At 70.2% G+C, this 12,603-nt stretch carries 13 protein-coding genes; 3 read left to right on the top strand and 10 right to left on the bottom strand.

What is annotated here, in order from left to right:
• The 4 genes from GT030_RS27315 to GT030_RS27300 all read right to left on the bottom strand — a co-directional run.
• On the bottom strand, positions 1–246 hold a 246-nt coding region (locus tag GT030_RS27315; protein WP_272920725.1), incomplete at its 3' end, for an NAD(P)H-hydrate epimerase.
• 46 nt (positions 247–292) lie between these two features.
• Positions 293–664, bottom strand: a complete 372-nt coding sequence (locus tag GT030_RS27310; RefSeq protein ID WP_161203358.1) for a holo-ACP synthase — start codon at positions 662–664, stop codon at positions 293–295.
• Between the two features lie 23 nt (positions 665–687).
• Positions 688–2,535: a glutamine--fructose-6-phosphate transaminase (isomerizing) gene (gene glmS / locus GT030_RS27305; protein ID WP_161203357.1), complete on the bottom strand. Its 1,848-nt coding sequence runs from the start codon at positions 2,533–2,535 to the stop codon at positions 688–690.
• 143 nt (positions 2,536–2,678) lie between these two features.
• Positions 2,679–3,890, bottom strand: a complete 1,212-nt coding sequence (locus GT030_RS27300; RefSeq protein WP_161203356.1) for an acyltransferase — start codon at positions 3,888–3,890, stop codon at positions 2,679–2,681.
• Between the two features lie 219 nt (positions 3,891–4,109).
• Here GT030_RS27300 and coaA point away from each other — a divergent pair, with 219 nt between their 5' ends.
• Both coaA and GT030_RS27290 read left to right on the top strand, forming a co-directional pair.
• A complete protein-coding gene (coaA, locus tag GT030_RS27295; RefSeq protein ID WP_161203359.1) occupies positions 4,110–5,078 on the top strand; it encodes a type I pantothenate kinase in 969 nt (322 codons plus the stop codon).
• 23 nt (positions 5,079–5,101) lie between these two features.
• Positions 5,102–6,076, top strand: a complete 975-nt coding sequence (locus GT030_RS27290) for a DUF389 domain-containing protein (protein ID WP_161203355.1) — start codon at positions 5,102–5,104, stop codon at positions 6,074–6,076.
• Here GT030_RS27290 and glmM read toward each other — a convergent pair.
• From glmM to rplM, 3 genes are all read right to left on the bottom strand, one after another.
• Positions 6,073–7,431 (bottom strand): phosphoglucosamine mutase, encoded by a 1,359-nt coding sequence (gene glmM, locus GT030_RS27285; protein ID WP_161203354.1) that lies wholly within the window; start codon positions 7,429–7,431, stop codon positions 6,073–6,075. The genes GT030_RS27290 and glmM overlap by 4 nt on opposite strands.
• A gap of 179 nt (positions 7,432–7,610) precedes the next feature.
• Positions 7,611–8,132, bottom strand: coding sequence for a 30S ribosomal protein S9 (gene rpsI, locus GT030_RS27280; RefSeq protein ID WP_086692746.1), 522 nt, complete (start codon positions 8,130–8,132; stop codon positions 7,611–7,613).
• Between the two features lie 42 nt (positions 8,133–8,174).
• A complete protein-coding gene (gene rplM / locus GT030_RS27275; RefSeq protein WP_030811719.1) occupies positions 8,175–8,618 on the bottom strand; it encodes a 50S ribosomal protein L13 in 444 nt (147 codons plus the stop codon).
• A gap of 330 nt (positions 8,619–8,948) precedes the next feature.
• Here rplM and GT030_RS27270 point away from each other — a divergent pair, with 330 nt between their 5' ends.
• The gene (locus GT030_RS27270; RefSeq protein WP_161203353.1) at positions 8,949–9,827 is read left to right on the top strand and encodes a hypothetical protein; all 879 of its coding nucleotides are present in this window, start codon (positions 8,949–8,951) and stop codon (positions 9,825–9,827) included.
• 33 nt (positions 9,828–9,860) lie between these two features.
• On the opposite strand, the gene truA is transcribed toward GT030_RS27270, so the two are convergent.
• From truA to GT030_RS27255, 3 genes are all read right to left on the bottom strand, one after another.
• The gene (truA, locus tag GT030_RS27265; protein ID WP_161203352.1) at positions 9,861–10,715 is read right to left on the bottom strand and encodes a tRNA pseudouridine(38-40) synthase TruA; all 855 of its coding nucleotides are present in this window, start codon (positions 10,713–10,715) and stop codon (positions 9,861–9,863) included.
• 90 nt (positions 10,716–10,805) lie between these two features.
• The gene (gene rplQ, locus GT030_RS27260; RefSeq protein WP_030811710.1) at positions 10,806–11,291 is read right to left on the bottom strand and encodes a 50S ribosomal protein L17; all 486 of its coding nucleotides are present in this window, start codon (positions 11,289–11,291) and stop codon (positions 10,806–10,808) included.
• Positions 11,292–11,463: 172 nt separating this feature from the next.
• On the bottom strand, positions 11,464–12,486 hold the full coding sequence (locus GT030_RS27255; RefSeq protein WP_003966937.1) for a DNA-directed RNA polymerase subunit alpha: 1,023 nt from the start codon (positions 12,484–12,486) through the stop codon (positions 11,464–11,466).
• Positions 12,487–12,603: the final 117 nt, after the last annotated feature.

The following is a 12,603-nucleotide window of genomic DNA, read 5'->3' as shown; positions in this document are numbered from 1 at the left end:
GAGGAGGACGGCGGTGACCCCGGCGCCGCGCCGCCGCAGCCGGGCCCCGGCGTACAGCGCGTCGCCGCCGTTGTCACCGCTGCCGACGAGCAGCACCACCCGGCTGCCGTACACCCGCCCGAGGAACTCGGCGCAGGCGGCGGCCAGTCCGGCGGCCGCCCGCTGCATCAGGGTGCCCTCGGGCAGCCGGGCCATCAGGGCGCGCTCGGCGGCCCGTACCGTCTCCACGCTGTACGCAGTACGCATGGGTCCGAGTCTGCCCCCGAATCGCGGGCCCTCGCACCCGGATGGTTCACCCCTCGGCGATCACCACGGCGGAGGCCACGCCCGCGTCGTGGCTGAGCGAGACGTGCCAGGACCGCACCCCCAGTTCGGCCGCGCGGGCCGCGACGGTGCCCTTGACCCGCAGCCGGGGCTGCCCGCTGGCCTCGACGTACACCTCGGCGTCGGTCCACAGCAGCCCGGCGGGGGCGCCCAGCGCCTTGGCGAGGGCCTCCTTGGCCGCGAAGCGGGCGGCGAGCGAGGCGATCCCGCGCCGCTCCCCGCCCGGCAGCGTCAGCTCCCCCGCGGCGAACAGCCGGGCGGCCAGATTGGGCGTACGCTCCAGCGCCGCCCGGAAACGGTCGATCTCGGCCACGTCGATCCCGACCCCGATGATGCTCATGCCGGGAGCCTACGGCCGCTCCCCTACTCGACCGTCACCGACTTCGCCAGGTTCCTCGGCTGGTCCACCTCGTTGCCGCGCGCGGTGGCCAGTTCGCAGGCGAACACCTGCAGCGGCACCGCGGAGACCAGCGGCTGGAGCAGGGTGGGCGTGGCCGGGATGCGGATGAGGTGGTCGGCGTACGGGACGACCGCCTCGTCGCCCTCCTCGGCGATCACGATGGTGCGGGCGCCGCGGGCGCGGATCTCCTGGATGTTGGAGACGATCTTGTCGTGCAGCACGGAACGGCCGCGCGGGGAGGGCACGACGACGACGACCGGCACGTCCTCTTCGATCAGCGCGATCGGGCCGTGTTTCAGCTCGCCCGCCGCGAAGCCCTCGGCGTGCATGTAGGCGAGTTCCTTGAGCTTGAGGGCGCCCTCCAGGGCGACGGGGTAGCCCACGTGGCGGCCGAGGAAGAGCACCGTGTCCTTCTCCGCCAGCGAGCGCGCGAGTTCCCGTACCGGCTCCATGGTCTCCAGGACCCGGTCGACCGCGCCGGAGATCTGGGAGAGGTCGCGGATGACGTCCCGGATCTCGTCGCCCCACTTGGTGCCGCGCACCTGGCCCAGGTAGAGGGCGACGAGGTAGCAGGCGACGAGCTGGGTCAGGAACGCCTTGGTGGAGGCGACGGCGACCTCGGGGCCGGCGTGCGTGTAGAGCACGGCGTCGGACTCGCGCGGGATGGTCGAGCCGTTGGTGTTGCAGATGGCCAGCACCTTGGAGCCCTGCTCGCGGGCGTGCCGGAGCGCCATCAGGGTGTCCATGGTCTCGCCGGACTGGGAGATGGCGATGACCAGCGAACGCCCGTCCAGGATCGGGTCCCGGTAGCGGAACTCGCTGGCCAGCTCGACCTCACAGGGGATGCGGGTCCAGTGCTCGATGGCGTACTTGGCGATCAGCCCGGCGTGGAAGGCGGTGCCGCAGGCGACGATGACGACCTTGTCGACCTCGCGCAGCTCGGCCGCGCCGATCCGGACCTCGTCCAGGGTGAGCGAGCCGGAGCGGTCGATGCGGCCGAGGAGGGTGTCGGCCACGGCCTTGGGTTGCTCGGCGATCTCCTTGAGCATGAAGTAGTCGTAGCCGCCCTTCTCGGCGGCCGAGGCGTCCCAGTCGACGTGGTAGGCGCGGACCTCGGCCGGGCTGCCGTCGAAGCCGGTCACCGTGACGCCGTCGCGGCGCAGCTCGACGACCTGGTCCTGGCCCAGCTCGATGGCCTCGCGGGTGTGCGCGATGAACGCGGCCACGTCGGAGGCGAGGAACGTCTCGCCCTCGCCGACGCCCACCACCAGCGGGGAGTTGCGGCGGGCGCCCACGACCACGTCCGGCTCGTCGGCGTGCACCGCGACAAGGGTGAACGCGCCCTCCAGGCGGCGGCACACCAGCCGCATCGCCTCCGCGAGGTCGGCGCTCACGGAGAACTCCTCCGCCAGCAGGTGCGCGACCACCTCGGTGTCCGTCTCGGAGGCCAAGTCGTGGCCGCGCTCGGTGAGTTCCGCGCGCAGTACGGCGAAGTTCTCGATGATGCCGTTGTGCACGACCGCGACCCGGCCCGCGTTGTCCAGGTGCGGATGGGCGTTGGCGTCCGTCGGGCCGCCGTGGGTGGCCCAGCGGGTGTGCCCGATGCCGGTGGTGCCGGCCGGGAGCGGGTGTTCGCCCAGCTCCTTCTCCAGGTTGACCAGCTTCCCGGCCCGTTTCGCCGTGGCCAGGCCGCCGTCCGCGAGCACCGCGACACCGGCCGAGTCGTAGCCCCGGTACTCCAGCCGCTTCAGCCCGGCCATCACGACATCGAGCGCCGACTGCGCCCCTACGTATCCCACGATTCCGCACATGTGCCGCAGCCTACGGTCCGTCAGCGGTCCAAAACCGCTTCCGCGTGCCCGGATTCGGAAATTTTCACTCGGGTACGAAGCCCGAAGGGACAAAAAAAGGGGGCACCGCGTGAACGTCGTCCACGCGATGCCCCCTTCCGGGCTCAGCCGCGGCGTACCGCGGGGGCCTCCAGGCCGAAGGAGGCGCTGTTGAGCCAGCGGCGCATGTACTTCGCGATCGGGCGCTCCACGAGCCGGTGCACCAGATAGGCGAGCAGGACCAGCGCGGCCACCGTGGACACCACCAGCAGGCGGGGGTCCATCCGGTCACCGAAGTGGTGGGCGACGGTCAGGCCGATCACGTCGTGCAGCAGGTACAGCGGGAAGGTCATCGTTCCCGCCACGCTCAGCCACCGCCACTGGATGCGGCTGGTCCAGCCGAGCGCGATGGCGGCGATCAGCGCGAAGAAGCCGGTGATCGTCAGCACCAGCCAGCCGCGCCACGGGTGCCAGGTGTCCCAGTCCAGCCGGCCGCCGTGCGGGGTGAGGATGAAGTGCATCGCCAGCAGCCACGCCATCAGCACGATCCCCCACAGCAGCGGGGTCGCCCGGAACCGGTACATCAGGTAGAACGCCATGCCCGCGATGAAGAACGGCGCGGAGACCGGGTTGACCAGCACGGTCAGCAGCGGCAGATGCGCGGCCGGGGCCAGCACCGCGGCGACCGTCCAGATACCGGCGAACACGGCGACGCGGGTGTAGGTCAGGCCCTTCCACACCACGATCGAGAACGTCAGGTAGAAGCACAGCTCCGGCCAGAGCGTCCAGTACACCGAGTCCAGGTTGTCCACGCCGAGCGGCTTCTGGAGCATGGTGAGGTTGGCGAAGACGACCCGCGGGTTCGGGTGACCCATCGGGGTGTCGAAGAGGTAGATGACGGCCGCCGACACCAGCACGCCTATCCAGTACATCGGGTACAGCCGGGTCACGCGGGAGATGAAGAAGTCCCGCGGCGACCGGCCCCAGGCGCTCATGCAGATCACGAAGCCGCTGATCAGGAAGAACAGGTCGACCCCGAGCCGGCCGAAGGCGAGATAGCGGTGCGAGTCCGGGAAGATCGCCTGGTACGGGCGCCCCCAGATGTGCTCCATCGTGTCCGGCGTCTGCCCGGTGAAGTGGAAGACCACCACCGCGACGGCGGCCAGGAACCGCAGCCCGTCCAGCGCGGCCAGCCGCTGCCCCTTGCCCCGCATGCTCGGGGCGGCCTCCTTCGGCTCCGAGGGCGCCTGTGTCACCCGGACATGTGCGGTGGCCAACTCCCCGGCGGGCTCCTCTTCGGCCTTGCCCGCCACCACCGCGTCTTCCCTCAGGGTCATCCATCCACCATTTCAGCGCCAGTCTTCGTGTCCGCATCGTACGAACTCACGTTCACACGACCACTGAGCAGTAAGAACGGTTGTCCCCACGTCTCCGGACAACTTTCGACCCTGCCACACACGACGCTCACACCTTTCATCGCCCGGACGTGACCGACCCCACCTCCACGCCCGTTCAAACAGCGTTAACAATGGAATGTGATCTCACCGGTCTCCGCGATGCCCCGGAGCGCCCACCGGCACAGGCCGGAGGCGACTCCCTACGTCGATCTCACCCGCGCCGAATGGAGCGCGCTGCGCGACAAGACGCCGCAGCCGCTCACCGCCGAGGAGGTGGAGAAGCTGCGCGGCCTCGGCGATGTCATCGACCTCGACGAGGTGCGGGACATCTACCTCCCGCTCTCCCGGCTGCTCAACCTCTACGTCGGCGCCACCGACGGCCTCAGAGGCGCCCTGAACACCTTCCTGGGCGAGAAGGGCTCCCAGTCCGGCACCCCCTTCGTCATAGGCGTGGCGGGCTCGGTCGCCGTCGGCAAGTCCACCGTGGCCCGCCTGCTCCAGGCCCTGCTCTCCCGCTGGCCCGAGCACCCCCGCGTGGAGCTGGTCACGACGGACGGTTTCCTGCTGCCGACCAAGGAGCTGCAGGCCCGCGGGCTGATGTCCAGAAAGGGCTTCCCCGAGTCCTACGACCGCCGCGCCCTGACCCGCTTCGTCGCCGACATCAAGGCCGGCAAGGACGAGGTCACCGCACCGGTCTACTCCCACCTCATCTACGACATCGTCCCCGGCGAGCGCCTCACCGTGCGCCGCCCGGACATCCTCATCGTCGAGGGCCTCAACGTCCTCCAGCCCGCCCTGCCCGGCAGCGACGGCCGCACCCGCGTCGGTCTCGCCGACTACTTCGACTTCAGCGTGTACGTCGACGCCGGCGGCGAGGACATCGAGCGCTGGTACCTGGAGCGGTTCAAGAAGCTGCGCCAGACGGCGTTCCAGGACCCCTCCTCGTACTTCCGCAAATACACCCAGGTCTCGGAGGAGGAGGCGGTGGACTACGCGCGCACGCTGTGGCGGACCATCAACAAGCCCAACCTGACCGAGAACATCGCCCCCACCCGCGGCCGGGCCACCCTCCAGCTCCGCAAGGGCCCCGACCACACCGTGCAGCGCCTGCGCCTGCGCAAGCTGTAGCGGGGACGGGGTTGGATGGGCGCATGCTGCATCTGCGTCTGATCGTCCCGTCCGACCGCACGGACGAGGTGGTGCGCCTGATCGAGTCCACGGTCGGCGCCGTCCACCTCGTCGTCCTGCCCGGCGCCGCCCGCGACCCGGCCGGGGACGTGGTGATGTGCGACGTCGCGCGGGAGGCGGCCGACGGCCTGCTCTCCCGGCTCCAGGAACTCGGCATCGACCGCACCGGCTCGATCGCCGCGGACAACGTGGACCTGTCGCTGTCGACGCGCGCCGACCGCGCCGAGGAGGAGGCGCCCGGCGAGGCCGCGGACGCCGTGCTGTGGCAGCACCTGGTCGAGGAGACCCATGAGGAGTCCACCCTCTCGGTGACCTACGTCGCCTTCCTCGCCATCGCCACGATGATCGCCGCCTGCGGTGTCGTGCTGGACAACGCGGTGCTGATCGTGGGCGCGATGGCGGTGGGCCCGGAGTTCGGGCCGCTGGCGGGGATCAGTACGGCCCTGGTGCGCTGGAAGCCGCGGCTCGCGGCACGCTCGCTGATCGCGCTGGTGGTGGGCTTCGCCGTGGCGATGGCGCTCACCGTCGGCTTCAGCGTGCTGATGGACGCCGCCGGACTGTTCAGCGAGGGCAAGCTGGAGGGCGACCGGCCCAACACCGGGTTCGTGTACGCGCCGGACGCCTTCTCGTTCGTGGTGGCGCTGCTCGCGGGCGCGGCGGGGACGCTCTCCCTGACCTCGGCCAAGTCCGGCGCCCTGGTCGGCGTGGCGATCTCGGTCACCACCGTCCCGGCCGCCGCCAACGCCGCCGTGGCCCTCGCCTACGGCGACACCACGCAGACCGTCGGCTCCAGCGAGCAACTGCTGCTGAACCTGTTCGGCATCGTGGTGGCGGGCACGCTGACCCTCCTGGCCCAGAAGGTGTTCTGGGCCAGGATGGGCGGGAAGCGCCCGAAGACGGGGAAGGACACGAAGCGCGGGACGCCCGAAGCGGCTTAGCCCAGCGCCGACTTGACCGCGTCCGCCAGCCGTCCGGCGATCGTGCGGGCCTGGTCGATGTCGGCGGCCTCCACCATCACCCGCACCAGCGGCTCCGTGCCCGAGGGGCGCAGCAACACCCGCCCGGTCTGGCCGAGTTCGCGCTCGGCCTCACCCACGGCGGCCGCGAGGTCGGCCGAGGTCCCCACCCGGGAGCGGTCCACGTCCGGGACGTTGACCAGCACCTGCGGCAGCCGGTCCATCACCGACGCCAGCTCGCGCAGCGCCCGGCCGGTCTCGGCGACCCGAGCCGCCAGCAGCAGGCCGGTCAGCGTGCCGTCACCGGTGGTGGCGTGGTCCAGGATGATGACGTGCCCGGACTGCTCGCCGCCGAGGGCGTAGCCGTGCTCCTTCATCTCCTCCAGCACGTACCGGTCGCCGACGGCCGTCTGCACCAGGCGGATGCCGGCCCGCTCCATGGCGAGCTTGAAGCCCAGGTTGGACATGACGGTGGCCACGACGGTGTCGGCGGACAGCGCGGAACGCTCCCGCATCGCCAGCGCCAGCACCGCGAGGATCTGGTCGCCGTCGACCTCCTCGCCGGTGTGGTCCACGGCCAGGCAGCGGTCGGCGTCACCGTCGTGCGCGATGCCGAGGTCCGCGCCGTGCTCCAGCACGGCGGCCTTCAGCAGGTCCAGGTGGGTCGAGCCGCAGCCGTCGTTGATGTTGAGGCCGTTCGGCTCGGCACCGATGGTGACGAGGGTCGCACCGGCGCGGGAGAACGCCTCCGGGGAGACACCGGCGGCCGCGCCGTGCGCCTCGTCCAGGACGATCTTCAGCCCGTCGAGCCGGTTGGGCAGCACCGACAGCAGGTGGGTGACATAGGTCTCGAAGCCCGCCTCGTAGTCGCGGACCCGGCCGACCCCGGCGCCGGTGGGGCGCTCCCAGGGCTCGCCGTGGCGGTGCGACTCGTAGACGGCCTCGATACGGCCCTCCAGCTCGTCCGCGAGCTTGTGGCCGCCGCGGGCGAAGAACTTGATGCCGTTGTCCGGCATCGCGTTGTGGCTGGCGGACAGCATCACACCGAGGTCGGCGCCGAGCGCGCCGGTCAGGTGGGCGACGGCGGGCGTGGGCAGCACGCCGACGCGGAGCACGTCCACGCCCGCGCTGGCGAGGCCCGCGACGACGGCGGCCTCCAGGAACTCCCCGGACGCGCGCGGGTCACGGCCCACCACGGCGGTCGGCCGATGGCCCTCGAACGTGCCCGCCTCGGCGAGCACGTGCGCCGCCGCGACGGACAGGCCGAGCGCCATCTCGGCCGTCAGGTCCGCGTTGGCGACGCCACGCACGCCGTCGGTACCGAAGAGTCGTCCCACTTGTCCTCCCGAGGAAGCGTCACTGCTGCCAGGAATCATGGCATGCGCCCGAGCATCCGATCACACAAGACTTTGAGCGTCTTGTGTCGTTATACGCCCTTGGCGGAGATAAGCGAACGCCCCGGCGGCACACAGGGCGTGCCGCCGGGGCGTTCGGAGTACGCGCGAAGCGCCGCTGTTTAGCGCTTGCTGTACTGCGGAGCCTTGCGGGCCTTCTTGAGACCGGCCTTCTTGCGCTCGACCGCACGGTCGTCGCGCTTGAGGAACCCGGCCTTCTTCAGGGCGCCGCGGTTGTTGTCGACGTCCGCCTCGTTCAGCGCACGGGCGACACCGAGACGGAGCGCACCGGCCTGACCGGAGACACCGCCACCCGCGATGCGGGCGACAACGTCGTAACGGCCTTCGAGCTCGAGCACCTTGAAGGGCTCGTTGACTTCCTGCTGGTGCACCTTGTTCGGGAAGTAGTCCTCGAGGGTGCGACCGTTGATCTTCCACTTGCCGGTGCCCGGAACGATCCGGACGCGGGCGATGGCGTTCTTGCGGCGGCCCAGGCCGGCGGCCGGCTGGGGCTCGCCGAAGCGGGACGCGAGGGACTCCGACGTGTACTCGCCCTCGACGGGGAGCTCGGTCTCGGTGGTGTAGCTCTCGATGTCGACGAGCTCAGTCTCTTCGAGCGGCTGCTCGGGGGTGGTCTCGGCCACGATTCTCCTCAGATTCTCTTCAGTCTTAAAGGGTGGCCGGAATTACTGCGCGACCTGGGTGATCTCGAACGGCACCGGCTGCTGGGCAGCGTGCGGGTGCTGGTCACCCTTGTAGACCTTCAGCTTCGAGAGCATCTGACGGCCAAGGGAGTTCTTGGGGAGCATGCCCTTGACGGCCTTCTCGACGGCCTTCTCGGGGTTCTTGTCCAGCAGCTCGTCGTAACGGACGGAGCGCAGACCACCCGGGTAGCCGGAGTGGCGGTAAGCCATCTTCTGGGTCCGCTTGTTGCCGGACAGGTGCACCTTGTCGGCGTTGACGACGATGACGAAGTCACCGGTGTCGACATGCGGCGCGTAGATCGGCTTGTGCTTGCCCCGGAGAAGGGTCGCGGCGGTGGTGGCGAGACGACCCAGGACGATGTCCTGAGCGTCGATGACGTACCACTGGCGCGTCACATCGCCGGGCTTGGGGCTGTACGTACGCACGGTTCGTAGCCTTCGCTTCGAGTGAATGGTCCTGAACAGGTCACCGAAACGATCACGACAGCCTCGATCGCACTGCGGTGACGCAACCGCGTGCTGATCGCTGGTCATCGGCCCGGTGGACCGGTGTAAGGGCCCGTCCCGTGAGAATGAGCAAGCCAATACACAACGAGGAGCCAGGTTACCGGGCCGCCCCCGGACGGGTCAAAACGAGCTTGCCGGAAATCCTGCCGGCCGCAATGTTCCCCCGTGCGCCGAAGGTCCCCGTATCGTCTCCGTACCCGCTCCCCTCGGGCGCGCCGGGACCTCGCGGCCCCCTCTAAGATGCGCCCCATGAGTTACGGGCAGGGGGGTCCCCAGTCTCAGTGGGACCCTTGGACACCTCAATCCCAGCAGCCGTGGAAGAGCGGCGACGACGACGGAACCCCGGACTGGGCCGCGCTCGCGGACGCCTCGGAGAACCGTAAGAAGCGTCGCAAGGTGCTGCTCATCGCGGGCGGCGTGCTCGCCACGGGCGCGATAGGCACCGCCGTCGCCATGGCCGTGTCGAACGCGGGCGGGGACAGCCAGGCGGGCGGCCCCTCCAGCCTGCCCGCGACCGCGTCCCTGCCGGGCGGCACGGCGACCACGGCACCCTCCTTCGCCCCGACCAGCGCGCCCCCGCCGCTGGACCCGAAGGACTTCATAGCCAGCGCCAACAAGGACACCGCCCCGCTGAGCCCGGAGACCCTGTTCCCCGGCACCCAGCTCACCATGGGCGAGACGGTGTACAAGAAGGGCGCCACCAGCGACAGCAAGGACTGCGCGTCCGGCGCCGGCGGCACCCTGGCCCAGGCCCTCGCCGCGGGGAAGTGCACCCGGCTGATGCGGGTCAGCTACGTGAAGGACGGCGTGGCCGTCACCGTGGGCGTCGCCGTCTTCGACAACGACACCGACGCCCAGCGCTTCAAGGACCGCGCCGACAAGAAGAGCATCGTCGCCGCGCTGCCCGGCAAGGGCGTCAAGGCGTTCTGCGACTCCGCGATCTGCCGATCCACCACCAACACCCTCGGCCGGTACGCCTACTTCACCATCGCCGGGTTCACCAACGGCAAGGACGTGACGACCAAGGACACCAAGGTGTTCGCGGCCGGCAACGACCTGGCCCAGTTCTCCTTCCGCCAGATCCGGCGGCGCGGCGAGGCCCAGGCGTCGGCGGCCGCCAACCAGTAGCGGCCGCCCGTACTCCCCCGCCCCCCGCTCGCCTCAGCAGCAGCCCGCCGACGGCAGCGAGCGCCGGTTGCGCGCCTCCTTGTTCCGGGCGGCCAGCAGCTCGTCGGCGGGGTAGCCGACCTCCTCCAGCGTCAGCCCGTGCGGCCGCACCACGTGCACCGCGGAGTCCCGCACCCCGGCCGCCAGCACCTTTCCCGGCCACTCGGGCCCCCGGTGCCCGTCGCCGGTGAACAGCAGGGCGCCGATAAGCGAGCGCACCATGTTGTGGCAGAAGGCGTCCGCGCGCACGGTGGCCGTGATCACCCCGTCCGCCCCGCGCACCAGGCTCAGCTCCTGCAGGGTGCGGATGGTGGTCGCGCCCTCGCGCCTCTTGCAGTACGCCGCGAAGTCGTGCTCGCCCAGCAGGGCGCGGGCCGCCTCGTTCATCGCGTCCACGTCCAGCGGCCAGTCGTGCCAGAGGACATGGTTCCGCAGCAGCGGGTCGACCCCGCCGGGGTTGTCGGTGACGCGGTACGCGTAGCGCCGCCAGACGGCGGAGAACCGGGCGTTGAAGCCGGGCGGGGCCTCGGTCAGGGACCAGACCCGTACGTCCTTGGACAGCCGGCCGGCGAGCCGCTTCAGCAGCTTCTCCCGGTGCTCGGCCCACACCGGCTCCGGCAGGTCGACATGGGCGACCTGGCCGCGCGCGTGCACCCCGGCGTCCGTCCGCCCGGCCACCGTCAGCTCGTACGTCTCCATCGACCGGGTCACCGTGCGCAGGGCGTCCTCGATCTCGCCCTGTACGGTCCGCCGGCCGCCTGCCTGCTTGGCCCACCCGTGGAAGTCGGTGCCGTCGTAGGACAGGTCGAGGCGGATACGGACATGGCCGGGCTGTGCTTCGTCACTCACGCGGGAATCCTCTCAAGGGCGCCGTGCTGGTGGAAAACGTGAAAGCGGGCCCGCCCCCACAGGGACGGACCCGCTTCTCAGGCGTCAGCCTCAGGCGTCCTTGGACTCCTCGGCGGGAGCCTCGGTGGCCTCGGTCTGCTCGACCTTCGCCTCCTCGGACTCCTTGACCGCACGCTTGGTGGCGGCCTCGGCCTCACCGGTGGCCTGCTGCGCGACCGTCAGCGCCTCGACCAGCTCGATGACAGCCATGGGCGCGTTGTCGCCACGGCGGTTACCGATCTTGGTGATGCGGGTGTAACCACCGGGGCGGTTCTCGTAGCGCGGGCCGATCTCGGCGAAGAGCGTGTGGACGACGCTCTTGTCCGTGATCACCTGGAGCACCTGACGGCGGTTGTGAAGGTCGCCCTTCTTCGCCTTGGTGACCAGACGCTCGGCGTACGGGCGCAGACGGCGCGCCTTCGCCTCGGTGGTGGTGATGCGGCCGTGCTCGAAGAGGCTCTTCGCGAGGTTCGCGAGCAGCAGCTTCTCGTGCGCGGCGCTGCCGCCCAGACGGGCACCCTTGGAGGGCTTCGGCATGATGTTTCTCCTAAGTGTCTGCCCCGGCCGTGTCAGGTACCGGAGTCAGTATCCGAGCGAGCGGTTGCTCTTCGGAGATCCGAGCAGGCCCCGAAGGGCCCGCCCGGAAGGGGCGCGGGGAACTGCGCGACCAACCGGCCCGCAGACGCAGCACGGCCTCCCCGCGGAGCGCTTAGTACTGCTCGGTCTCCACGAAACCCGCGTCCGCGTCGTCGTCCGCGCCGAACGCGTCGGCGGCGGCGGTCGGGTCGAACCCGGGGGGCGAGTCCTTGAGCGCCAGGCCCATGCCCGCGAGCTTGGCCTTGACCTCGTCGATGGACTTCGCACCGAAGTTACGGATGTCCAGCAGGTCGGCCTCGGAGCGGGCGACGAGCTCACCCACGGAGTGGATGCCCTCACGCTTGAGGCAGTTGTACGACCGGACGGTGAGCTCGAGCTCCTCGATCGGCAGCGCGAGGTCGGCCGCCAGCGCGGCGTCCGTCGGGGACGGACCCATGTCGATGCCCTCGGCGTCGATGTTCAGCTCGCGCGCGAGACCGAACAGCTCGACCAGGGTCTTACCGGCGGAGGCCATGGCGTCACGGGGACGCATCGCCTGCTTGGTCTCGACGTCGACGATCAGCTTGTCGAAGTCGGTGCGCTGCTCGACACGCGTGGCCTCGACCTTGTACGTGACCTTGAGAACCGGCGAGTAGATGGAGTCGACCGGGATACGGCCGATCTCCTGGCCCACCTGCTTGTTCTGCACGGCGGAGACGTAGCCGCGACCGCGCTCGACGGTCAGCTCCATCTCCAGCTTGCCCTTGCCGTTGAGCGTGGCGAGGACGAGGTCGGGGTTGTGCACCTCGACACCGGCCGGGGGCGCGATGTCGGCGGCGGTGACCAGACCCGGACCCTGCTTGCGCAGGTACATCACGACCGGCTCGTCGTGCTCCGAGGAGACGACCAGCTGCTTGATGTTGAGGATCAGGTCGGTGACGTCCTCCTTGACGCCCGGCACGGTGGTGAACTCGTGCAGGACGCCGTCGATCCGGATGCTGGTGACAGCGGCACCGGGGATCGAGGAGAGGAGGGTACGGCGGAGGGAGTTGCCGAGGGTGTAACCGAAGCCCGGCTCCAGCGGCTCGATCACGAACCGGGAGCGGAACTCGTCGACGACCTCTTCGGTCAACGAGGGACGCTGAGCGATCAGCATGTGTGAATCCTTCAGTCAGGGGCGCCCGCTATTTGACGCCCGACTTGGTACTGCAAGGGTACGGGCGGCACGGCCCCGTGAGGAGCCGTACCGCCCGGAACCGCTAAACCAGCAGCG

The sequence above is a fragment of the Streptomyces sp. SID1328 genome (genome assembly GCF_009865595.1).
Lineage (GTDB): Bacteria > Actinomycetota > Actinomycetes > Streptomycetales > Streptomycetaceae > Streptomyces > Streptomyces griseoluteus.
This window is presented reverse-complemented; position numbering and strand designations above follow the sequence as displayed.